This window comes from Enterobacter sp. EC_50 (genome assembly GCF_019584525.1).
In the GTDB taxonomy this organism is placed as follows: domain Bacteria; phylum Pseudomonadota; class Gammaproteobacteria; order Enterobacterales; family Enterobacteriaceae; genus Enterobacter; species Enterobacter roggenkampii.
The window spans coordinates 196,836-219,572 of sequence record NZ_VDAF01000003.1 but is presented as its reverse complement, the minus strand read 5'-3'; the positions used below and the strand labels follow the sequence as shown (position 1 = coordinate 219,572).

Genomic DNA, 22,737 nt, shown 5'->3' with positions numbered 1-22,737 from the left:
GACCGGGCTTCCAGATTACTGCGGGTTAGCAGGCTTGCGCGGGCGGCGTCGGCGCTGCCCTTCCCCTGCCGGCTTGCCTTCGCCGCTGCGCCACGGATTGTCACCGGCCGGTTTGCTGTCGTTGCTACGACGCGGCGGTTTGCCCGCTGTCTTCGGCGCGCCACCTTCGGCACGACGCGGCTGCTGGCCGCGACCACCGCCGCCCTGACCGCGACCGCCCTGACGACCGTTCTGAATCGGCTCGGCTTTGATCGACGGATCCACTTCATAGCCCGGGGTTTCGATGCGCGGGATCTCTTTCTTCAGCAGGCGTTCGATGTCGCGCAGGAGCTTGTGCTCGTCCACGCACACCAGAGAGAGCGCTTCACCGGTGGCCGCCGCACGACCGGTACGGCCGATACGGTGCACGTAGTCTTCCGGCACGTTTGGCAGCTCGTAGTTCACCACGTGCGGCAGCTCTTCAATGTCGAGGCCACGGGCGGCGATGTCGGTCGCCACCAGCACGCGGATGTCGCCAGACTTGAAGTCCGCCAGCGCACGGGTACGCGCCCCCTGGCTCTTGTTGCCGTGGATCGCCGCACTGCGGATGCCGTCTTTGTTCAGCTGCTCCGCCAGGTGGTTCGCGCCGTGTTTGGTGCGGGTAAAGACCAGCACCTGCTGCCAGTTACCCTGGCCGATCATCTGGGAGAGCAGTTCGCGCTTGCGCTTTTTATCCACAAAGTGAACGTGCTGCGTCACCTGCTCAGAGGCGGTGTTGCGGCGCGCCACCTCTACTTCCAGCGGGTTATGCAGCAGCTTTTCCGCCAGCGCCTTGATCTCGTCTGAGAAGGTCGCGGAGAAGAGCAGATTCTGACGACGCGGCGGCAGCTTGGCCAGCACGCGACGAATGTCGTGAATAAAGCCCATGTCGAGCATGCGGTCGGCTTCGTCCAGCACCAGAATTTCGATGTTATCCAGCTTCACCGCGTTCTGGTGTTCCAGATCCAGCAGACGGCCCGGCGTTGCCACCAGCACGTCCACGCCGCCGCGCAGCTTCATCATCTGCGGGTTGATGCTGACCCCGCCGAACACCACCAGCGAGCGAATGTTGAGATAGCGGCTGTAGTCACGCACGTTCTCACCAATCTGCGCGGCCAGCTCGCGGGTTGGGGTGAGGATCAGCGCACGAACCGGACGACGGCCTTTTGCGTGCGGCTGATTTTTTACCAGCAGTTCTAACAGCGGCAGCGTAAAGCCCGCGGTTTTACCGGTGCCGGTCTGGGCGCTGGCCATCAGGTCACGGCCCTGAAGAACGGCAGGAATAGCCTGTTGCTGGATTGGGGTTGGCTCAACGTAGCCCTGCTCTGCGATCGCGCGCAGAATTTCCGGGTTCAGGCCAAGGGAATCAAAAGACATAAAAACTCCGAACCGCCCCGACCATCACAGGTGTAGTTTTCAGGGAGATATAACAATTGAGAGGACAAAAACCACAATGTCGCGAAGGGGCGGAGTGTAGCAGCTTTTGTGACGTGGCGCATAAAATATCCCTCCGCGTTCCCTCGACGTAAGCGTGAATCAGGCATAATCTTAATCAATCGATTGATTAATTTTTAATGCCGCCATGAATACAACACCCACAACAACCAAAGGTGAACAGGCCAAAAACCAGCTTATTGCCGCCGCGCTGGCGCAGTTTGGTGAGTATGGGCTGCACGCGACCACGCGCGATATCGCCGCGCTGGCCGGGCAAAACATTGCGGCGATTACCTACTATTTTGGCTCAAAAGAGGATTTATATCTCGCCTGCGCCGAGTGGATCGCCGATTTTATCGGCACGCAGTTTCACCCGCACGTCGAGGAGGCCACCGCGCTGCTCGGCCAGCCGTCGCCCGATCGCGAGGCCATCCGCCAGCTGATCCTCAATGCCTGTCACAACATGATCCGCGTGCTGACCCACGACGATACGCTTAACCTGAGCAAGTTTATCTCCCGCGAGCAGCTCTCCCCCACTGCCGCCTACCAGCGGGTACACGATCGGGTGATTGCCCCGATGCATACCCACCTGACCCGGCTGATCGCCGCCTATACCGGGCGGGATGCCGGCGATACCGCGACAATTTTGCATACCCACGCCCTGCTGGGTGAAATCCTTGCCTTCCGTCTGGGCCGGGAAACCATCCTGTTACGCACCGGCTGGACACAATTTGATGAGGATAAAGCCGCGCAGATCGGTGAGGTGATCGCCTGTCATCTCGATCTGATCCTGCAAGGCTTAACGCAAAGGAGCCTGAAGTCATGAAAAAACCTGTCGCCATCATTCTGGTGGTCGTTGTGTTGCTTGCCGCGGGCGTCGGTGGATGGCTGTGGTACCAGAGCCATCAGGATAAAGGCCTGACGCTGTACGGTAACGTGGATATTCGCACGGTGAACATGAGCTTCCGCGTGGGCGGACGTCTCGCCTCGCTGAACGTGGACGAAGGCGATGCCATTAAAAGCGGGCAGACGCTGGGGATGCTGGACAAAGCGCCCTATGAGAACGCGCTGCTGCAGGCCAAAGCGGGCGTCTCCGTTGCGCAGGCGCAGTATGACCTGATGCTGGCCGGCTATCGCGACGAAGAGATCGCCCAGGCCGCTGCCGCCGTCAAACAGGCACAGGCGGCCTATGACTACGCGCAGAACTTCTATGCCCGCCAGCAGGGGCTGTGGAAAAGCCGCACCATTTCCGCGAATGACCTGGAAAATGCGCGCTCGTCCCGCGACCAGGCGCAGGCAACCCTGAAGTCCGCGCAGGATAAATTAAGCCAGTACCACACCGGTAACCGCCCGCAGGATATCGCCCAGGCGAAAGCCAGCCTTGAACAGGCGCAGGCCCAGCTGGCGCAGGCAGAGCTGGATCTGCACGACACCACGCTCATCGCACCGTCTGACGGCACGCTGATGACCCGCGCCGTCGAGCCGGGCAGCATGCTCAGCGCGGGCAGCACCGTGTTAACCCTGTCGCTCACCCGTCCGGTGTGGGTGCGCGCCTACATTGATGAGCCTAATCTCGGCCAGATGCAGCCGGGCCGCGAGCTGCTGCTTTATACCGACGGTCGCCCGGACAAGCCGTATCACGGCAAGGTGGGCTTTGTCTCCCCTACCGCCGAATTCACGCCGAAAACGGTAGAAACGCCGGACCTGCGTACCGACCTGGTGTATCGCCTGCGCATCATCGTGACCGATGCGGACGACGCCCTGCGCCAGGGCATGCCCGTCACCGTAAAAGTGAACAGCGGGGAACGACATGAATGACGCGGTTATTCAGCTCAACAGTCTGGTTAAACGCTTTAAGGGGATGGATAAGCCTGCCGTCGCGCCGCTGAACTGCACCATCCAGAAGGGCTATGTGACCGGTCTGGTCGGCCCGGACGGTGCGGGAAAGACCACGCTGATGCGGATGCTGGCAGGGTTGCTGAAGCCGGATGAAGGATCGGCCCGCGTGCTGGGCCTGGATCCGATAAAGGACGACGGCCCGCTCCACGCCATGCTCGGCTATATGCCGCAGAAGTTTGGCCTGTATGAAGACCTGACGGTGATGGAAAACCTGAACCTGTACGCCGACCTGCGCAGCGTCACCGGCGAAACCCGGGAGAAAACCTTCGCCCGCCTGCTGGAATTTACCTCGCTCGGCCCGTTCACCGACCGGCTGGCGGGCAAGCTCTCCGGCGGGATGAAGCAGAAGCTGGGGCTGGCCTGCACGCTGGTGGGCGAGCCGAAGGTGCTGCTGCTGGACGAGCCCGGCGTCGGCGTAGACCCGATTTCCCGCCGCGAGCTGTGGCAGATGGTGCACGAGCTGGCGGGCGACGGGATGCTGATCCTCTGGAGCACCTCCTACCTCGACGAAGCCGAGCAGTGCCGGGACGTGCTGCTGATGAACGAAGGCGAGCTGCTCTATCAGGGCGAGCCGACGACGCTGACGCAGAGCATGGCCGGGCGCAGCTTCCTGCTGCACAGCCCGCAGGCGTCCAACCGCTCGCTGCTGCAGCGGGTGCTCAGGCTGCCGCAGGTCAGCGACGGGATGATTCAGGGCCGCTCGGTGCGGGTCATCCTCAAAAAAGAGGCCACCGTCGACGATATTCGCCGGGCGCCTGGAATGCCGACGATTGAGATGGAAGAGACGGCGCCGCGTTTTGAAGATGCGTTCATCGACCTGCTGGGCGGCGCGGGGACCTCCGAGTCGCCGCTTGGGGCGATCCTGCACACGGTGGAAGGCACGCCGGGCGAAACGGTGATCGAAGCCAAATCCCTCACCAAAAAGTTCGGGGATTTCGCCGCCACCGACAACGTCAATTTTGCCGTGAAGCGCGGCGAGATTTTTGGTCTGCTCGGACCAAACGGCGCGGGAAAATCGACCACCTTTAAGATGATGTGCGGCCTGCTGGTGCCGACGTCCGGCAAGGCGCTGGTGCTGGATATGGATCTGAAGGTCAGCTCCGGCAAGGCGCGCCAGCACCTGGGCTATATGGCGCAGAAGTTCTCCCTGTACGGCAACCTGACGGTCGAGCAGAATCTGCGCTTTTTCTCCGGCGTGTACGGCCTGCGCGGGCGGGCGCAGAACGAGAAAATTCGCCGCATGAGCGACGCCTTCGGGTTAACGACGATTGCTTCCCACGCCACCGACGAACTGCCGCTCGGCTTTAAGCAGCGACTGGCGCTGGCCTGCTCGCTGATGCACGAGCCGGATATTCTGTTTCTGGACGAGCCGACCTCCGGCGTTGATCCCATTACCCGCCGCGAGTTCTGGCTGCATATCAACAGCATGGTGGAAAAAGGGGTGACCGTGATGGTGACCACCCACTTTATGGACGAGGCGGAGTACTGCGACCGCATCGGGCTGGTGTATCGCGGCAAACTGATTGCCCACGGCACGCCGGACGACCTGAAAAACCAGGCCGCTGACGATGAGGTCCCGGACCCGACCATGGAGCAGGCGTTTATCACCCTCATCCACGACTGGGATAAGGAGAATGCCCATGCGCAGTAACGCCCTTTCCTGGCGCCGGGTGCGCGCCCTGTGCGTTAAAGAGACGCGGCAGATCGTGCGCGATCCCAGCAGCTGGCTGATTGCGGTGGTGATCCCCCTGCTGCTGCTGTTTATCTTTGGCTACGGCATTAACCTGGATTCCAGCAAGCTGCGGGTCGGGATTTTACTCGAACAGCAGAGCGAAGAGGCGCTGGACTTTACCCACGCCATGACCGGTTCGCCCTACATTGATGCCACCATCAGCGACAACCGCCAGGAGCTGATCCAGAAGATGCAGGCCGGGAAAATTCGCGGTCTGATCGTCATTCCGGTGGATTTTGCCGCCAATATGGCGCGGGCGAATACCGATGCGCCGATCCAGGTCATCACCGACGGCAGCGAGCCGAACACCGCGAACTTCGTGCAGGGCTACGCGGAGGGGATCTGGCAACTCTGGCAGATGCAGCGCGCCGAAGACCGGGGTGAAGAATTTAAGCCGCTTATCGACGTGCAGACGCGCTACTGGTTTAACCCCGCCGCCATCAGCCAGCACTTTATTATTCCGGGCGCGGTGACGATTATTATGACGGTCATTGGCGCGATTCTGACCTCGCTGGTCATCGCCCGCGAGTGGGAGCGCGGCACCATGGAGGCGCTGCTTTCAACCGAAGTGACGCGCGTCGAGCTGCTGCTGTGCAAGCTTATTCCCTACTACTTCCTCGGCATGCTGGCGATGCTGCTCTGCATGCTGGTGTCCGTCTTTATCCTCGGCGTGCCGTATCGCGGCTCGCTGATCGTGCTGTTCTTTATCACCAGCCTGTTTTTACTCAGCACGCTGGGGATGGGGCTGCTCATCTCCACCATCACCCGCAACCAGTTTAACGCCGCGCAGGTGGCGCTGAACGCCGCTTTTCTGCCGTCGATAATGCTTTCAGGGTTTATCTTCCAGATAGACAGCATGCCTGCCGTCATCCGCGCCGTGACCTACATTATCCCGGCGCGCTACTTCGTGAGCACCCTGCAAAGCCTGTTCCTGGCGGGGAATATTCCGGTAGTGCTGATTATCAACACGCTGTTTTTAATGGCGTCGGCGGTGATGTTTATCGGGTTGACGTGGATGAAAACCAAACGGCGGTTAGATTAAGGAGCGCGCATGTTTCACCGTTTATGGACGTTAATACGCAAAGAGCTGCAATCCCTGCTGCGCGAGCCGCAAACCCGCGCCATTCTGGTGTTGCCGGTGCTGATCCAGGTTTTACTGTTCCCGTTTGCCGCCACCCTTGAGGTGACCAACGCCACCATTGCCATTTACAACGAAGACAACGGCAAACATTCCGTCGAGCTAACGCAGCGCTTTGCGCGTGCGAAGGCCTTTACCCACATCCTGCTGCTGAAAAGTCCGCAGGAGATCCAGCCTACCATCGACACGCAAAAAGCGCTGCTGCTGGTGCGGTTCCCGGCGGATTTCTCCCGCAATCTGGATACCTTCCAGACCGCGCCGATGCAGCTGATCCTCGACGGGCGCAACTCCAACAGCGCCCAGATTGCGGCCAACTACCTCCAGCAGGTGGTGAAGGATTACCAGCAGGAGCTGATGGACGGCAAACCGAAGCCCAACAACAGCGAACTGGTGGTGCGCAACTGGTATAACCCGAATCTGGACTACAAGTGGTTTGTGGTGCCGTCGCTGATCGCCATGATCACCACCATCGGGGTGATGATTGTGACCTCTCTCTCCGTCGCCCGCGAGCGCGAACAGGGCACGCTGGATCAGCTGCTGGTCTCTCCGCTCGCCACCTGGCAAATTTTCGTCGGCAAAGCGGTGCCGGCGCTCATTGTCGCCACCTTCCAGGCCACCATCGTGCTGGGCGTGGGAATTTGGGCCTACCAGATCCCGTTCGCCGGATCGCTGGCGCTGTTTTACTTCACGATGGTGATTTACGGGCTGTCGCTGGTGGGGTTTGGGCTGCTGATTTCCGCACTCTGCTCGACGCAGCAGCAGGCGTTTATCGGGGTATTCGTCTTTATGATGCCCGCGATCCTGCTCTCCGGGTACGTCTCGCCGGTTGAGAATATGCCGGTGTGGCTCCAGGATCTGACGTGGATAAACCCGATACGCCACTTTACGGATATCACCAAGCAGATCTATCTGAAGGATGCGAGTCTGGATATTGTCTGGGGAAGTTTGTGGCCGCTACTGGTCATCGCGGCCACGACAGGCTCAGTGGCCTATGCGATGTTTAGACGCAACATCGCGTAGCTTTTTCTCTTTGGTCAGCAACGAGACCACCGCAGGCCCTGCGAGGATTGCCAGACCCGCCAGGGCCAGCAGCAGGTTGTTTTGCAGCACGCGTGAAAGCAGCCACAGAACAATCATCGCCGCACCAAAGTACCAGGTGGTGGTGAGCTCTTCGAGCACGTCACCCACCTCGCGCCAGCGCGCGTCATGGTGGCGCTGCAAGAACAGCATCGACAGCACGGTGACGCCGTAAAGGACGCATAGCCCCAGGCCAACACGTACCAGCGTGCCGCTCATCCAGCCCATCACCAGTACGGCCACGACCAGTAAATGCAACATTATCTGCCAGCAACTCAGGCCAGTTGCGACACGAACACGTTGTTGCCACTTCATGGCTTCTCTCCTGAAGGATTTTTCTCTGCTTAATCAGACTACCGCACTTTACGGAAAATTCCGTAACGCCGCATCTTTTTGTGACGACGACTACACTTTATTTTCATCGGGATAGTCACTCAGGAAGGAGCTTATGACGAAAAAAATGCAGCATTTCTCGCTTAAAGTGCTGACGATAAACATTCATAAGGGCTTCACAGCATTTAACCGCCGCTTCATTTTACCGGAGCTGCGCGACGCGGTGCGCACCGTCAGCGCGGATATTGTCTGCCTGCAGGAGGTGATGGGCGCACACGAAGTACATCCGCTTCACTTTGAGAACTGGCCCGACACGCCGCACTATGAATTTCTGGCCGACACCATGTGGAGCGATTACGCCTACGGCCGCAACGCGGTCTATCCTGAAGGTCATCACGGCAACGCGGTGCTGTCGCGTTATCCCATTGAACATTATGAAAACCGCGACGTTTCCGTCGGGGAGAGCGAAAAACGCGGCCTGCTCTACTGCCGCATTACCCCGCCCGACCTTGAGCTGCCCGTCCACGTCGGCTGCGTTCATCTGGGCCTGCGCGAAACCCATCGTCAGGCGCAGCTGAAAATGCTGGCCGAATGGGCCAACGCGCTGCCTGACGGTGAACCTGTTGTCGTGGCAGGCGATTTCAACGACTGGCGCCAGCGGGCAAACCATCCGTTGAAGGTGGATGCCGGGCTGGAGGAGATCTTCACCCGGGCGAACGGCAGGCCTGCGCGCACGTTTCCGGTCCGTTTCCCGCTGCTGCGGCTTGACCGCATCTACGTGAAAAATGCCCACGCCAGCAGCCCGACCGCCCTGGCGCTTCTCAACTGGCGGCATCTTTCCGACCATGCCCCGCTCAGCGCGGAGATCCACTTATGAAATGTTCCTGGCAGGAAGGCAACCGGATCACGCTGCTGGTCAACGGGGACGAGTATTACCCGGCCGTGTTTAAGGCGATTGATAACGCCCAGCAGAAAGTGATCCTCGAAACCTTTATCTGGTTCGAAGACAACGTCGGCAAGCAGCTGCACAGCGTGCTGCTGCGCGCCGCACAGCGCGGCGTCAAAATTGAAGTGCTGCTGGATGGCTACGGCTCGCCGGACCTCAGCGATGCGTTCGTCAATGAACTGACCGCCGCAGGCGTGGTATTCCGCTACTACGATCCCGGCCCTCGCCTGTTCGGCATGCGGACCAACCTTTTCCGCCGAATGCACCGCAAAATTGTGGTGGTGGATGAGACGGTAGCGTTTGTCGGCGGCATTAACTACTCGGCGGAACATATGTCCGACTACGGCCCGGAAGCGAAGCAGGATTACGCCATTCGCATTGAAGGCCCGGTGGTGCAGGACATCTTGCTGTTTGAGCTGGAGAACCTGCCGGGGAAAGAGGCCGTACGCCGCTGGTGGCGACGCCGCCATCGCCCGGAAGAGAACCGGAAGCCCGGCGAAGCGCAGGCGCTTTTCGTCTGGCGCGACAACGGCGAGCACCGGGACGACATTGAACGTCACTATCTCAAGATGCTGGCCAACGCCAAGCGCGAAGTGATCATCGCTAACGCCTACTTTTTCCCGGGCTATCGACTGCTGCATGCCATGCGAAATGCTGCAAGACGCGGCGTGCGCGTGAAGCTGATTGTCCAGGGCGAGCCGGATATGCCGATCGTCAAAGTCGGGGCGCGGCTGCTGTACAACTACCTGGTGAAGGGCGGCGTCCAGATCTACGAATATCGTCGTCGACCGCTGCACGGCAAAGTCGCGCTGATGGACGATCACTGGGCCACCGTAGGCTCCAGTAACCTCGATCCGCTGAGCCTGTCGCTTAACCTTGAAGCCAACCTGATCATTCACGACCGCCAGTTTAACCAGACCCTGCGGGATAACCTGCAGGCGTTGATCGTTAACGACTGCGTGCGCGTGGATGAGTCTATGGTTCCCAAACGCACCTGGTGGAACCTGGGCATCAGCGTGGTGGTGTTCCACTTCCTGCGGCATTTCCCGGCGATGGTCGGCTGGCTGCCGGCGCATACGCCGAAGCTGGCGCAGGTGGACCCGCCGGTACAACCCGAAATGGAAACCCAGGACCGCATTGAAGCGGAAGACGGAGGCAAACCCTGATGTCAAAATCGCATCCACGCTGGCGTCTGGCAAAAAAGATCCTCACCTGGGTATTCTTTATTGCCGTCGCGGTGCTGCTGGTGGTCTACGCGCAGAAAGTGGACTGGGAAGAGGTGTGGAAGGTCATCCGCAACTATAACCGGATGGTGCTGCTGGGCGCGACGGGGCTGGTTATCGTGAGCTACCTGATGTACGGCTGCTATGATCTGCTGGGTCGGGCCTACTGCGGCCACAAGCTGGCCAAACGTCAGGTGATGCTGGTGTCGTTTATCTGCTACGCCTTTAACCTGACGCTGAGCACCTGGGTCGGGGGGATTGGCATGCGCTATCGCCTCTACTCGCGGCTCGGCCTGCCGGGCGGGACCATCACGCGTATTTTTTCCCTGAGCATTACCACCAACTGGCTGGGCTATATCCTGCTCGGCGGGGTGATCTTCACCATCGGCGTCGTGCAGCTGCCCGCGCACTGGTATATCGACGAGGCCACGCTGCGCATTCTGGGCATCGTGCTGCTGCTGATTATCGCCGTTTATCTCTGGGCCTGCGCGTTTGCAAAGCGCCGCCATATGACCATCAAAGGGCAAAAGCTGGTCCTGCCCTCGTGGAAGTTTGCGGTGCTGCAGATGGCGGTCTCCAGCGCCAACTGGATGGCCATGGGGGCCATCATCTGGCTGCTGATTGGCGAGGACGTCAATTACTTCTTCGTGCTGGGCGTGCTGCTGGTGAGCAGCATTGCCGGGGTGATTGTGCACATTCCGGCGGGGATCGGCGTGCTGGAGGCGGTGTTTATTGCCCTGCTGGCCGGGGAGCATGTTTCTCAGGGAACGATTATCGCCGCCCTGCTGGCGTACAGGATGCTGTATTACTTCCTGCCGCTGGCGCTGGCAACGATCTGCTATCTGGTGCTGGAAAGTCGGGCGAAAAAGCTGCGGGCGAAGAATGAGAGGATGCTAGCGAAGTGAATAAGTCGGGTGGCGGCTTCGCCTTACCCGACCTATGGTTCGCGATTCGCAGGACGGGTAAGGCGAAGCCGCCACCCGGCAAAGCAACCTTAGCGACGGTTGCCTAAAATCCGCAGCAGCATCAGGAACAGGTTGATGAAGTCCAGATAGAGCGTCAGCGCGCCCAGAATCGAGTATTTGCGCAGGTTGGAACTGTCGCGCACGTCGATCTGCTCGCCGATGTTTTTCAGCTTCTGGGTGTCATAGGCCGTCAACCCGACGAAGAGCACCACCCCGATATAGGTCACGGCCCACATCAGCGCGTCGCTCTTGAGCCACAGGTTCACCAGTGACGCCAGCACAATCCCGATCAGCCCCATAAACAGCATGCTGCCGAAACCGCTCAGATCGCGCTTCGTGGTGTAGCCGTACAGGCTCATCGCACCAAACATCCCGCCGGTGACCACGAAGGTGCTGGCGATGGATGAGTAGGTGTAAACGATGAAAATACTGGAAAGCGTCAGCCCCGTTAGCGCCGAATAGAGCATAAACAGGGTCGTTGCCATGCCGGCACTTAGCTTATGCACCAGACCCGAAAGCACAAACACCAGCGCCAGCTGCGCGATAATCAGCCCAAAGAAGGTGATCTTGCTGGAGAAGATAAACATCATCAGCTCCGGCGTATTCGCCGCATACCACGCGATAAACGCGGTAAGCAGCAGGCCAACCGTCATCCAGCCGTACACCTGAGCCATATACGTCTGCAGGCCGCTACGGGTCTGCTGCACTATTGAATCGGAACGCGGAAATCGGTCCATGATTCACTCCTGATTAAGATTAAGTAGACACACTCGTTAAGAGTAACACATCCACGTAAACCGACTACCAACGGCTGGCGGCCTGTTTATCGCTATCGCGAGATTCTACCCAGCGATCGCCTTCCGGCGTGGCTTCGCGCTTCCAGAACGGCGCTTTGGTTTTGAGGTAATCCATAATGAACTCCCCTGCCGCAAACGCGCTGCCGCGGTGGGCGCTGGTCACCCCGACAAAGACAATCTCCTCGCCAGGCCACATCTCACCGATGCGGTGAATCACCGTGACGCGCCCGAGCGGCCAGCGGTCCCGCGCCTCGTCCACTATCTCCGCCAGCGATTTTTCCGTCATGCCGGGATAGTGCTCCAGCGTCAGCGCCTTCACGCTGTCACCGAGGTTGTGATTGCGCACTTTGCCGGTAAAGGTCACGACCGCACCGTCTTCGTCGCGTTCCGCCAGCCAGCTGTATTCTGTCCCTACGTTAAAGCGCTCAGGGCCAACCAGAATGCGGGTTTCACTCATATTAGCCCCCTGTGACCGGCGGGAAGAAGGCCACTTCATCCCCGGCCTTCAGCGGATGGGTAAGCTCCACCAGCGTCTGGTTAACGGCGGCCAGCAGCTTGCCTTCGTCGAGCGCCAGCGCCCAGCGGTCGCTCTGTGCCGCCAGATGCGCGCGCAGGGCAGCGACGTTTTCAAAAGACGCATCCAGCGTCAGGCTGTCGGTATTCACCAGCTCGCGCACCTGCGCAAAAAAGAGCACCTTAATCATGGCTGTCCACCTTAAAATCTCCGGATTTGCCGCCGCTTTTTGCCAGCAGGCGAACCGGGCCAATCACCATGTCTTTCTGCACCGCTTTGCACATGTCGTAGATGGTCAGCGCGGCCACGGACGCTGCCGTCAGCGCCTCCATCTCCACGCCGGTTTTGCCGGTTAAGCGGCACAGCGATTCAATGCGCACGCGATTGTGCTCCGGCTGTGCCTGCAGGTTTACCTCCACCTTGCTCAGCATCAGCGGATGGCACAGCGGAATTAAGTCCCAGGTGCGCTTGGCGGCCTGAATACCGGCGATGCGGGCGGTGGCAAAGACATCACCCTTGTGATGGCTGCCGTCGATGATCATCGCCAGCGTTTCCGGCAGCATGGTGACGAACGCTTCGGCGCGCGCCTCGCGCACCGTTTCCGCTTTGGCGGAGACGTCCACCATATGCGCTTCGCCCGCGGCGTTAATGTGGGTCAGTTGTGACATAGCTTATTTCTTTAAATGGGGATGGAAATTACACGGACGGGTACGGGCATCCAGCTGCGGGGCGATGATGTTTTCCCACGCGGTGCGGCAGGCTTTGGTCGAGCCCGGCATGGCGAAAATCAGGGTGTTGTTCGCCACCCCGGCAACGGCGCGCGACTGCAGCGTGGAGGTGCCAATCTCTTCAAAGGAGAGCATGCGGAACACTTCGCCAAAGCCTTCCACCTCGCGGTCGAACAGCGGGATCAGCGCTTCGGGGGCCTGATCGCCTGCAGTAAAGCCGGTGCCGCCGGTGATCAGCACCACCTGCACCTCATCGCTGGCGATCCACTGCGAAACCTGCGCGCGAATGGCGTAGCGGTTCTCCTTCACGATCGCTTTATCGACGATGTGATGCCCCGCGTCATGGGCCGCCTCGCGCAGCCAGTGGCCGGAGGTATCATCCTCTTCGCCACGGCGATCGGAAACGGTAAGGATAGCAATGCGTGTCGGGATAAATTCTGCGCTTACCTGACTCATCTTCTGATTCCTTCTTAAGCCTGATTACCCGCCAATGTAAGACAGGTTCTGAGTAATGCCGGTATTGCCCTGATGCAGGAAGTGGGTCTGTTTTTTATGCGTCAGCGCTTCAGAAATGCGCGCTTCAAGCGCCTCCTGCTGGGCATCGTCTGCCAGCAGATCGCGCAGGTCTACGCCGCCGTCCCCGAACAGGCACAGGTGCAGCTTGCCGACGGAAGAGACGCGCAGGCGGTTGCAGCTGGCGCAGAAGTCTTTCTCGTAAGGCATGATAAGCCCAATTTCGCCTTCGTAATCAGGATGGCAGAAGACCTGCGCCGGGCCGTCGCTGCACTGGCGGATCTGGTGGATCCAGCCGCGTTTCAGCAGCGCGTCGCGCAGCACCATGCCGGAGATGTGATGACGACGGAACAGCTCGCTGCCCTCGCCGGTTTCCATCAGCTCGATAAAGCGCAGCTGAATGGGGCGGGATTTGATCCAGGCGAGGAAGGTGTCCAGCTGATGGTGGTTGACGTCGCGCATCAGCACCGTATTGACTTTGACCTTCTCGAACCCGGCGCTGAACGCCGCGTCGATGCCGTCCATCACCTGGCGGAATTTATCCTGGCCGGTAATGGCGTGAAACTGGCGGGCGTCGAGACTGTCCACGCTGACGTTAATGGCGGTTAAGCCCGCATCGCGCCAGGTGGCCACGTCGCGCGCCATGCGGTAACCGTTGGTGGTCACGGCAATCTGGCGAATGCGGTCGTTTTCACGCACGGCGGCAATGATGTCCGGGAAATCACGGCGCAGAGAGGGTTCACCGCCGGTCAGACGCACTTTTTCAGTGCCGAGCTCAGAGAAGGCGCGCGTGACGCGGCGCACTTCATCCACGGAGAGAAAGCCGTTATTGGTGACGCTGCCCGGTTTGTAGCCGTCGGGCAGGCAGTAGGTGCAACGGAAGTTACACACATCGGTAATCGACAGACGTAAGTAATAAAACTTACGCGCGAAAGCATCAGTAAGTTGTGAAGCCATGTACACCTTTCCAGATACGGGAGGCACAGTCATTTCTTTCTGTACCCTGGTGGCAAATTCGCCACGGCCAGAGCGCCATATCTTCCGACACAGGCACAAGGGCTAGAGTGTATGTTTTCAGTGTTGAAAACGTGGTTAAGGCGATAGTAGCGCGGAAAGTCTGACAGCGCCATTATCGCTTTTCGCTATATAATTACGTATATAGCGAATCAATCCTGCATTTTCGCTACAGAATACCTAAAAACTGCGCTTTCACATTGATATACGTCATTTTGCTTCGGGTGAGGCATCGTCTTTTAGGGGTAGTTAGGTTACTGTTACGCGATCGAACGTGATAAGGAATACGTATGCGCAATCGCACTTTTGCGGATCTTGACCGAGTGGTCGCTCTTGGCGGAGGCCACGGCCTGGGCCGCGTTATGTCCTCTTTGTCGTCACTCGGCTCAAGGCTGACAGGGATAGTGACCACCACCGATAACGGCGGCTCAACCGGGCGGATCAGACGTGCCGAAGGCGGCATTGCCTGGGGAGATATGCGCAACTGCCTGAACCAGTTAATTACCGAGCCGAGCGTCGCATCGGCGATGTTTGAGTACCGTTTTGGCGGCAATGGCGAACTTTCCGGGCATAACCTCGGAAATCTGATGTTAAAGGCGCTGGATCACCTGAGCGTAAGGCCTCTTGAAGCCATCAATCTGATCCGTAACCTGCTCAAAGTGGACGCATTCCTGATCCCGATGTCTGAACAACCGGTCGATTTGATGGCCATCGACGCCGAAGGGCATGAAGTGTACGGCGAGGTGAATATTGACCAGCTTCTGCTGCCGCCCAAAGAGCTGATGACTTACCCGAGCGTGCCGGCGACGCGTGAAGCCGTAGAAGCAATTGGCGATGCGGATTTAATTCTGATCGGCCCGGGCAGCTTTTACACCAGCCTGATGCCGATCCTGCTGGTGAAAGAGCTGGCGCAGGCACTGCGCCGCACCCCGGCGCCGATGGTCTATATCGGTAACCTGGGCCGTGAGCTGAGCCCGGCAGCGGCGAGCCTGTCGCTGGCGGACAAGCTGGACCTGATGGAGCAGTACGTCGGTAAGAAAATTATCGACGGTGTCGTGGTTGGGCCAAAAGTGGATGTGACAGGGATTGGCGATCGCGTGGTGGTGCAGGAGCCGCTGGAAGCCAGCGATATTAAATATCGTCACGACCGCCACCTGCTGCGCGAGGCGCTGGAGAAAGCGATTCAGGCGTTGGGTTAACAAAAACCCCGGTGGCGCTGCGCTTACCGGGGCGACAAAAGACGCTAAACCTGTAGGCCCGGTAAGCGCAGCGCCACCGGGCAAAAAACTCACGATGCCGCGATAAACAGATCCCGCAGCTGATGAAGCTGGTCGCGGATCTGCGCCGCCTCTTCGAACTCCAGGTTCTGCGCGTGCTGCATCATCTGCCCTTCCAGCTCGTGGATCTTCTGCTGCAGCGCCTTCGGCGTCAGCACGACGGTATCTTCTTCCACCATTGAACGCGCCTTGCCGCGGCCTTTCGCTTTGGTTTTGGCAATGTTCTGGCCCAGCGCCAGAATATCCACCACCTTCTTGTTCAGCCCCTGCGGGGTAATGCCGTGTTCTTCGTTGTAGCGCTGCTGTTTCTCGCGGCGGCGCTCCGTCTCACCGATCGCTTTCGCCATCGACGGGGTAATTTTGTCACCGTACAGAATCGCTTTACCGTTGACGTTACGCGCGGCGCGGCCAATGGTCTGAATCAGCGAACGCTCGGAACGCAGGAAGCCCTCTTTATCCGCGTCCAGAATCGCCACCAGCGAAACCTCCGGCATATCCAGACCTTCCCGCAGAAGGTTAATCCCTACCAGCACGTCAAACTCGCCCAGGCGCAGGTCGCGGATAATCTCCATGCGCTCCACGGTATCGATATCCGAGTGCAGATAACGCACCTTCTCGCCGTGCTCTTCGAGATACTCGGTCAGGTCTTCCGCCATACGCTTGGTGAGCGTGGTCACCAGCACGCGCTCGTTAATGGCGGAACGGGCGCGGATCTCAGAGAGCAGGTCGTCTACCTGCGTCGCCACCGGACGCACCTCGATAATCGGGTCCAGCAGCCCGGTCGGACGCACTACCTGGTCAACCACCTCATCGCCCGATTTTTCCAGCTCGTAGTTGCCCGGCGTGGCCGAGACGTAGATGGTTTGCGGCGCCAGCGCCTCAAACTCTTCGAACTTCATCGGGCGGTTATCCAGCGCTGACGGCAGGCGGAATCCGTACTCCACCAGCGTCTCTTTACGCGCTCGGTCGCCGCGGTACATCCCGCCGATCTGCGGGATCGTGACGTGGGATTCGTCGATCACCAGCAAACCGTCGGCCGGAAGGTAATCAAACAGCGTCGGCGGCGGCTCGCCCGGCCCGCGCCCGGAGAGGAAGCGGGAGTAGTTTTCGATGCCGGAGCAGTAGCCCAGCTCGTTCATCATCTCCAGGTCGAACTGGGTACGCTGGCTGAGGCGCTGCTCTTCCAGCAGCTTATTGTTCGCCAGCAGCACTTTGCGGCGCTCGGCCAGCTCCACTTTGATCTCTTCCATCGCCTGCACGATACGCTCGCGCGGCGTCACGTAGTGCGTTTTCGGGTAGATGGTGAAGCGCTGGATCACTGATTCAACGTGTCCGGTCAGCGGATCGAAGAGCGACAGGCGTTCGACCTCCTCGTCAAACAGCTCAACGCGCAGCGCCATATCGTCCGATTCCGCCGGGAAGATGTCGATCACTTCGCCGCGCACGCGGAACGTACCACGCAGGAAGGCCTGGTCGTTGCGGGTGTACTGCAGCTCCGCCAGACGACGCAAAATCGCGCGCTGGTCGATGATCATCCCCTGCGTCAGGTGCAGCATCATCTTGAGATAGAGATCCGGGTCGCCCAGGCCGTAAATCGCCGAAACAGAGGCCACCACAACCACATCGCGACGCTCCAGCAGCGCCTTAGTGGCCGACAGTCGCATCTGCTCAATGTGTTCGTTCACCGACGCATCTTTCTCGATGAAGGTGTCAGAGCTCGGCACATAGGCTTCTGGCTGGTAGTAATCGTAGTAGGAGACGAAATACTCAACGGCGTTTTCCGGGAAGAACTCTTTCATCTCGCCGTAAAGTTGCGCCGCCAGGGTTTTGTTGGGCGCCAGCACCATCGTAGGGCGCTGGAGATCCGCAATCACGTTGGCAATGGTAAAGGTTTTACCCGAGCCGGTAACCCCGAGCAGCGTCTGGTGCGCCAGCCCATCTTCCAGCCCCTCTTCCAGACGACGGATCGCTTCAGGCTGATCGCCAGACGGACGGAAAGCAGAATTCAATTTGAACGGTTTACTCATGGGCGACAACCTGATGACGTTATAAGCGGCAGGTGAATAATTTTACTCCTTGTTGCCAGGAATGCCAGCAAAAAACACTGGATGAAAAACCAGTAGCATGTCAGGATATTTAGAGTAGCGCCTGAATGATTAGCGCGATAGCGACCAAAATTTGGACAGTGGCAACATAAAACACCAGTCAGGTCAGGTTATCCCCAGAACTTTTTCTTTTTTAACATTTGTCAAGCCAGGTAATGATAGTTTTGTGGCAACCGGTGACACTTTCATGACGGGAATTGATTTTATCTAACCAATTAAAAAATAAACGATATTTTCTAAAGCCGCGTTTCGCGTCAATTTGGGCGTAAGCCGCGTCTTCTCTCGCTTATCGCGTGTTTTCTAACTCTAATGCACATGGTTATCCACAGGAATAGTGGATAACTGCTTCCAGCCCATACAGACTGGCGCTCTGCAAATTCCCGGATTTTCCCACGAGGCGGCAGCAAAAAATTTTTATAGCTCTTTTTTGCTGATTAACAGTCGCGTCATTCATAACCAACTGACGAGATCTTGCTCACATTTCCATCATTTCTGGCTCTGCACCACAACTCAACACCGTCGGCACCGTCGATGTGCAATCCCCCTTTTTATCCCCCGCGCTTCTGTGACTTATTCCTAAAAAAGACGCTTTTTTAATCACTTTCCGCTTTATGGCAGGGGTTTTGCAGTTTAACAACGAGCCACACCTACACACATTTTTAAGGAGAGAAAGATGTTGAGCCTGCGTGCAGTGAATCAGTTTTACGGAAGTCAACATACGCTATGGAATGTGGATTTAGATTTTCCGCAAGGGATGTGTACAGGCGTCGTTGGCCTGCCGGGGATGGGGAAAACCACCCTCATGAATTGCATCGCCGGGAAAGTGCCCGTCGAAAGCGGCAGCATCATCTGGTATGAGGCGGGCGCGCCGCCGCGCGATTTGCTCAATCCGCCGCCAGAACAGCGTTCCGGGCCGGGAATAGGCTATGTCTCGCAGGACAGGCGGATCTTCTCCCAGCTCACGATTGAGGAGAACCTGCATATCGCCATGCGGGCGACGGGGAAACCGAACCCGGAGGCGAAAAATGACGTTTACGACCTGTTCCCGGCGCTCTATGCCTTGCGACGAACCCGCGCCAACACGCTCTCTCCGGACGACCAGTATCAGCTGGCGCTGGCTAATGCGCTGGTGAACCGCCCTCACCTGCTGATCCTGGATGAACCGCTGCACGGCGCGGGGCACAGCGTTGCCCAGAAGCTGGTGCAGCTGCTGGGGCGCTTAAACCGGGAGTTAGGGATGACGGTGCTGTTAGCGGAGCAGCAGCTGTCGTTTATCCGCCGGGTGGCGGACCGTTTCTGTCTGCTCTATCGCGGGCGTAACGTGGCGCAGGGCCACGTTAACGAACTGGATGACGAGCTTATCGCTCACTGGATGTCGCGGGAAGCAAAACGCTGAGATCGAGATAACGTCCGATTTCGGCATTTTCCGCGCCGTCAGCCAGCCAGGGAATTTCCCCGAGGCACGGCGCGGGAAGGACGCGCCTGAGCGTCGCCAGATACGCCTGATGGCGTTTACCCGGCGCAACCACGTCGTTGGCTATCCAGCCCGCCAGACGCAGCCCGGCCTGCTGGACGGCCTGTGCGGTCAACATGGCGTGATTGATGCAGCCCAGCTTGACGCCGACGACAAGAATGACCGGAAGCTGCTCGGCCTGCACCCAGTCAGCAAACGTCTGCGTGTCTGAAAGCGGCGTAAACCAGCCGCCGGCCCCTTCCACCAGCACCCAGTCGGCCTGATTTTCCAGCGTCCGCAGTCCGGCAGACAGCACGGCAAAATCAATCGGACGACCTTCGTCAGCGCTGACAATGTGCGGCGAGGTCGGTTCGGCAAAGGTGTACGGATTCACTGCAGAATAGGCGAGTTCACGCGTGCTGTTACGCTGGAGCGCCAGCGCGTCGGTGTTGCGTAACCCTTCCGCCGTCATCTCGCTGCCGGACGCTACGGGCTTATACCCGGCGGTGTTTTTCCCGAGCAGCCGTGCCGCCTGCAGCAATGCCGTGCTGGCAACCGTTTTGCCCACTTCTGTGTCCGTGCCGGTGACAAAATAACGTTCAGTCACGTTCGATAACCCCATGAAAAAGTTGATAGGAGAGCGGGAAATGCCCCCGCTGCTGCGGCCAGGCCAGCTCAAGGCGCTGCAGCTGCCCCCGGGTAAGCGGTTTTTTCTCGCGTCCGGTATGCAGGTGCGTGGCGCCGATGCCCTTCAGCGAACGCATGGCGCTGAACGCATCGCTAAAATTGAGCGTGATGGTCTGCACCGTGCTGCGATAGCGCCAGCCTGCCAGCGCCTGCGTCACCTGCCCATGCGATAAAAACCGGTTAGCGTGCGGCTGTTCATCCACTGCTTTCCAGGCCTGATTCAGCTCCGGCAGCGAACTTTCCAGCAGGGTGGTAAAGGCCACCTTCCCGCCCGGCCGCGCCACGCGATAAAGCTCGCGCAGGGCCTGCGGCAGGCTGCTGCACCACTGAACCGCCAGATGGCTCCAGACCAGATCGAACTGCGCGTCCGCCAGCGGGATCGCCTCGATATCGGCCAGCAGATAACGATCTGCCGCCTGCCGCTGGCGTGCCTCCTCCAGCATCCGGGCTGAGAGATCGATAGCCGTCACCTGGCTTCCCGCCCCGCGCCAGTAGCGGCTGTTGCTGCCGGGACCACAGCCGGCGTCCAGTACTTGCGCAAACGAGGTTTCGCCAAGCGCGGCCAGAAGCCCCTGCGCGCTCAGACGCTGCAGCTCATCATGCTGCGAATAGCTCTGCGCGGCGCGGCCGAATGCCGCCGCGATGGCCTGCTTATTCACCGGCATCATGGAGCGCCTCCAGCAACGTCTCAATATCCTGTGCTTCATGCGCCGCCGTCAGGGTTAAGCGCAGCCGCGCCGTGCCCGGTGGGACGGTGGGCGGGCGGATGGCCGTGACCCACATGCCCCGCTGGCGCAGCGCCTGTGCCAGTGCCAGCGCGCGGGCATTTTCACCGACAATCACCGGCTGGATAGCGCTCTGCGAATCGGGACTGTGGAAAGGCAGCGCCGCGAGTCCCTGACGGAAGCGCGCAATATGCTCTGCCAGCCGCTGGCGACGCTCCTCCCCTTCTGCGCTGCGGATGACAGCCAGCGACGCCGACAGCGCCACGGCCTGCGCCGGGGGCATGCTGGTGCTGTAAATCAGGTGGCGGGCAAACTGCAGCAGATAGTCGGCGACGGGTTCGCTGCACAGCACGGCGGCACCGCTGACGCCAAAGCCTTTGCCGAAGGTGACAATCAGCAGTTCCGGCTTCACGTTTTGCTGGTATGCGCTCCCGCGCCCTTCATCGCCCATCACACCAGTGCCGTGGGCATCGTCCACCAGCAGCCAGGCGTTTTGCCGCTTTGCGGCCTCGTGCAGCGCGGCAAGCGGCGCGCTGTCGCCGTCCATGCTGAACACCCCTTCCGTGACCACCAGCTGTTGTCCGTCGCAGGGTTTATCCAGCAGCGCAGCAAGCTGCCCCGCATCGTTATGGACAAAACGCCGCAGCTGCGCCGGGCTTAAATTTGCCGCCTCCAGCAGGGAAGCGTGGCTCAGGCGGTCGGCGACAATGCGATCGTCCTTGCCCATCAGGGCCGTGATGACCGCCTGGTTGGCGGCAAAGCCGGAGATAAACAGCAGCGCGCGCGGGTAGCCCAGCCAGTCGGCAAGCGCCTCTTCCAGCGCCTGATGCGCCGTGGTGTATCCGCTGACGTGTCCCGATCCGCCGCTGCCCACGCCAAACCGCTCCGCGCCCTGCTGCCAGGCGCGGATAATGGCCGGATGCTGGCTCAGCCCGAGATAATCGTTGCTGGAGAAATTGCAGAACTGCTGGCCTTCACGGGTAAGAAAACGGCCCGCGCCGTTTTCCACCACCCTGCGAACGCGAAATGCCTCTGCCGCCCGACGGTCGTCGAGCGCAGAGTTGATACGTGCCTGCCAGGTCATACGGCTGCCGCGTTGTAGAACTGGTCGGTGTCGGCGTTAAAAATCTGCTGCTCCAGCTGCTGCTGTTGCTCGTTATCGCCCGTCAGCACCTCGGTCTGGTGCGGGTTCAGCCCCAGCTTGCGGAACAGCTGAACGTCTTTGTCCTCTTCCGGGTTCGGCGTGGTCAGCAGCTTGCAGCCGTAGAAGATGGAGTTGGCGCCGGCCATAAAGCACATCGCCTGGGTCTGCTCGTTCATCTGCTCGCGGCCCGCAGAGAGGCGAACGTACGAGGTCGGCATCATGATGCGCGCCACCGCGATGGTGCGGATAAAATCAAACGCATCCACGTCCTCGTTATCCGCCAGCGGCGTGCCCTTGACCTTCACCAGCATGTTGATCGGCACGCTTTCCGGCGGGGTCGGCAGGTTCGCCAGCTGCAGCAGCAGGCCCGCGCGGTCTTTCACCGTCTCGCCTAAGCCCACGATGCCGCCGGAGCAGACCTTGATCCCCGCGTCACGCACCTTATCCAGCGTATCCAGACGCTCCTGGTAGGTACGCGTGGTGATGATGTTGCCGTAGAATTCCGGCGAGGTGTCGAGGTTGTGGTTGTAGTAATCCAGCCCCGCCGCCGAGAGGCGCTGCGCCTGCTCCTCGTTGAGCGTGCCGAGCGTCATACAGGCTTCGAGGCCCATCTCCTTCACGCCCTTCACCATCTGCTCCAGGTACGGCATGTCGCGATCGTGCGGGTTCTTCCACGCCGCGCCCATGCAGAAGCGGGTTGAACCGGCGTTTTTGGCCTTGCGCGCGGAGTCGAGGACCTGCTCGACCTCCATCAGGCGCTCTGACTCCAGACCGGTTTTGTAGCGCGCGCTCTGCGGGCAGTATTTGCAGTCTTCGGGGCAGGCGCCGGTCTTGATCGACAGCAGCGTGCTGACCTGAACATGGCGGGGATCGAAGTGCTGACGATGCACCTGTTGGGCTTCGAACATCAGCTCAAGGAAAGGTTTGTTGAATAATTCAGTAACTTGCGACATCGTCCAGCGTGCGTGGTGAGCCATCGGGCTTCTCCAAAGGGTTTTGTTAATTTTCGGTTCGG

General features: G+C 59.5%; 23 protein-coding genes and 1 riboswitch. Of the genes, 10 read left to right on the top strand and 13 right to left on the bottom strand.

Annotated features, from left to right (window positions below):
- Positions 1–15: 15 nt before the first annotated feature.
- On the bottom strand, positions 16–1,395 hold the full coding sequence (gene rhlE, locus FHC48_RS04370) for an ATP-dependent RNA helicase RhlE (protein ID WP_023292954.1): 1,380 nt from the start codon (positions 1,393–1,395) through the stop codon (positions 16–18).
- Between the two features lie 205 nt (positions 1,396–1,600).
- Here rhlE and cecR point away from each other — a divergent pair, with 205 nt between their 5' ends.
- Genes cecR through FHC48_RS04345 form a run of 5 tightly spaced genes read left to right on the top strand, consistent with a single transcriptional unit; the run spans position 1,601 to position 7,241 of the window.
- Positions 1,601–2,278: a transcriptional regulator CecR gene (cecR, locus tag FHC48_RS04365; RefSeq protein ID WP_045405920.1), complete on the top strand. Its 678-nt coding sequence runs from the start codon at positions 1,601–1,603 to the stop codon at positions 2,276–2,278.
- Complete coding sequence (gene hlyD, locus FHC48_RS04360; protein ID WP_008501153.1) at positions 2,275–3,270, top strand: secretion protein HlyD; 996 nt, start codon at positions 2,275–2,277, stop codon at positions 3,268–3,270. Before cecR ends, hlyD begins: the two co-directional genes overlap by 4 nt.
- Positions 3,263–5,002: an ATP-binding cassette domain-containing protein gene (locus FHC48_RS04355; RefSeq protein WP_059362986.1), complete on the top strand. Its 1,740-nt coding sequence runs from the start codon at positions 3,263–3,265 to the stop codon at positions 5,000–5,002. The genes hlyD and FHC48_RS04355 overlap by 8 nt, the downstream gene beginning before the upstream one ends.
- Positions 4,992–6,125, top strand: a complete 1,134-nt coding sequence (locus tag FHC48_RS04350) for an ABC transporter permease (RefSeq protein WP_039266012.1) — start codon at positions 4,992–4,994, stop codon at positions 6,123–6,125. The genes FHC48_RS04355 and FHC48_RS04350 overlap by 11 nt, the downstream gene beginning before the upstream one ends.
- A gap of 9 nt (positions 6,126–6,134) precedes the next feature.
- The gene (locus FHC48_RS04345; RefSeq protein ID WP_046092316.1) at positions 6,135–7,241 is read left to right on the top strand and encodes an ABC transporter permease; all 1,107 of its coding nucleotides are present in this window, start codon (positions 6,135–6,137) and stop codon (positions 7,239–7,241) included.
- Here FHC48_RS04345 and FHC48_RS04340 read toward each other — a convergent pair.
- Positions 7,203–7,613 (bottom strand): YbhQ family protein, encoded by a 411-nt coding sequence (locus tag FHC48_RS04340; RefSeq protein WP_008501149.1) that lies wholly within the window; start codon positions 7,611–7,613, stop codon positions 7,203–7,205. The genes FHC48_RS04345 and FHC48_RS04340 overlap by 39 nt on opposite strands.
- 133 nt (positions 7,614–7,746) lie before the next feature.
- On the opposite strand from FHC48_RS04340, the gene FHC48_RS04335 reads away from it, so the two are divergent.
- From FHC48_RS04335 to FHC48_RS04325, 3 genes are read left to right on the top strand one after another with little or no spacing between them, the layout of a single operon-like run.
- Positions 7,747–8,508 (top strand): endonuclease/exonuclease/phosphatase family protein, encoded by a 762-nt coding sequence (locus FHC48_RS04335; RefSeq protein ID WP_059362982.1) that lies wholly within the window; start codon positions 7,747–7,749, stop codon positions 8,506–8,508.
- The gene (clsB, locus tag FHC48_RS04330) at positions 8,505–9,743 is read left to right on the top strand and encodes a cardiolipin synthase ClsB (RefSeq protein ID WP_023343620.1); all 1,239 of its coding nucleotides are present in this window, start codon (positions 8,505–8,507) and stop codon (positions 9,741–9,743) included. Before FHC48_RS04335 ends, clsB begins: the two co-directional genes overlap by 4 nt.
- On the top strand, positions 9,743–10,705 hold the full coding sequence (locus tag FHC48_RS04325; RefSeq protein ID WP_023292958.1) for a YbhN family protein: 963 nt from the start codon (positions 9,743–9,745) through the stop codon (positions 10,703–10,705). The genes clsB and FHC48_RS04325 overlap by 1 nt, the downstream gene beginning before the upstream one ends.
- A gap of 89 nt (positions 10,706–10,794) precedes the next feature.
- On the opposite strand, the gene FHC48_RS04320 is transcribed toward FHC48_RS04325, so the two are convergent.
- The 6 genes from FHC48_RS04320 to moaA form a co-directional block, all read right to left on the bottom strand.
- A complete protein-coding gene (locus tag FHC48_RS04320) occupies positions 10,795–11,502 on the bottom strand; it encodes a Bax inhibitor-1/YccA family protein (protein ID WP_008501145.1) in 708 nt (235 codons plus the stop codon).
- Between the two features lie 64 nt (positions 11,503–11,566).
- Positions 11,567–12,019 carry a molybdopterin synthase catalytic subunit MoaE gene (gene moaE, locus FHC48_RS04315; protein WP_059362980.1) on the bottom strand — a complete coding sequence of 151 codons (453 nt, stop codon included), beginning with the start codon at positions 12,017–12,019 and terminating at the stop codon, positions 11,567–11,569.
- A 1-nt stretch (position 12,020) separates the two neighbouring features.
- A complete protein-coding gene (gene moaD, locus FHC48_RS04310; RefSeq protein WP_008501143.1) occupies positions 12,021–12,266 on the bottom strand; it encodes a molybdopterin synthase sulfur carrier subunit in 246 nt (81 codons plus the stop codon).
- On the bottom strand, positions 12,259–12,744 hold the full coding sequence (gene moaC, locus FHC48_RS04305; protein ID WP_008501142.1) for a cyclic pyranopterin monophosphate synthase MoaC: 486 nt from the start codon (positions 12,742–12,744) through the stop codon (positions 12,259–12,261). Before moaC ends, moaD begins: the two co-directional genes overlap by 8 nt.
- A 3-nt stretch (positions 12,745–12,747) precedes the next feature.
- Positions 12,748–13,260, bottom strand: coding sequence for a molybdenum cofactor biosynthesis protein B (gene moaB / locus FHC48_RS04300; protein WP_023292963.1), 513 nt, complete (start codon positions 13,258–13,260; stop codon positions 12,748–12,750).
- A 24-nt stretch (positions 13,261–13,284) separates the two neighbouring features.
- Entirely contained in the window at positions 13,285–14,274 is a 990-nt protein-coding gene (moaA, locus tag FHC48_RS04295; RefSeq protein ID WP_220420509.1) for a GTP 3',8-cyclase MoaA, read from the bottom strand.
- Positions 14,262–14,396, bottom strand: a riboswitch (molybdenum cofactor riboswitch). Its footprint overlaps the gene before it by 13 nt.
- A 225-nt stretch (positions 14,397–14,621) precedes the next feature.
- Between moaA and yvcK the strand changes: the two genes are divergently transcribed.
- Complete coding sequence (yvcK, locus tag FHC48_RS04290) at positions 14,622–15,530, top strand: uridine diphosphate-N-acetylglucosamine-binding protein YvcK (RefSeq protein WP_008501139.1); 909 nt, start codon at positions 14,622–14,624, stop codon at positions 15,528–15,530.
- Between the two features lie 89 nt (positions 15,531–15,619).
- Here the strand turns inward: yvcK and uvrB are convergent, their stop codons facing one another.
- Complete coding sequence (uvrB, locus tag FHC48_RS04285) at positions 15,620–17,635, bottom strand: excinuclease ABC subunit UvrB (protein ID WP_059362977.1); 2,016 nt, start codon at positions 17,633–17,635, stop codon at positions 15,620–15,622.
- A gap of 751 nt (positions 17,636–18,386) precedes the next feature.
- Between uvrB and FHC48_RS04280 the strand changes: the two genes are divergently transcribed.
- Positions 18,387–19,109, top strand: coding sequence for an ABC transporter ATP-binding protein (locus FHC48_RS04280; protein WP_008501137.1), 723 nt, complete (start codon positions 18,387–18,389; stop codon positions 19,107–19,109).
- On the opposite strand, the gene bioD is transcribed toward FHC48_RS04280, so the two are convergent.
- The 4 genes from bioD to bioB are packed head-to-tail and all read right to left on the bottom strand — an operon-like array spanning position 19,072 to position 22,699.
- A complete protein-coding gene (gene bioD / locus FHC48_RS04275; RefSeq protein ID WP_021240995.1) occupies positions 19,072–19,773 on the bottom strand; it encodes a dethiobiotin synthase in 702 nt (233 codons plus the stop codon). The genes FHC48_RS04280 and bioD overlap by 38 nt on opposite strands.
- The gene (bioC, locus tag FHC48_RS04270) at positions 19,766–20,521 is read right to left on the bottom strand and encodes a malonyl-ACP O-methyltransferase BioC (protein ID WP_059362973.1); all 756 of its coding nucleotides are present in this window, start codon (positions 20,519–20,521) and stop codon (positions 19,766–19,768) included. Before bioC ends, bioD begins: the two co-directional genes overlap by 8 nt.
- Positions 20,505–21,662 (bottom strand): 8-amino-7-oxononanoate synthase, encoded by a 1,158-nt coding sequence (gene bioF, locus FHC48_RS04265; protein WP_059362971.1) that lies wholly within the window; start codon positions 21,660–21,662, stop codon positions 20,505–20,507. Before bioF ends, bioC begins: the two co-directional genes overlap by 17 nt.
- Positions 21,659–22,699, bottom strand: coding sequence for a biotin synthase BioB (bioB, locus tag FHC48_RS04260; protein WP_008501133.1), 1,041 nt, complete (start codon positions 22,697–22,699; stop codon positions 21,659–21,661). Before bioB ends, bioF begins: the two co-directional genes overlap by 4 nt.
- Between the last annotated feature and the right edge of the window lie 38 nt (positions 22,700–22,737).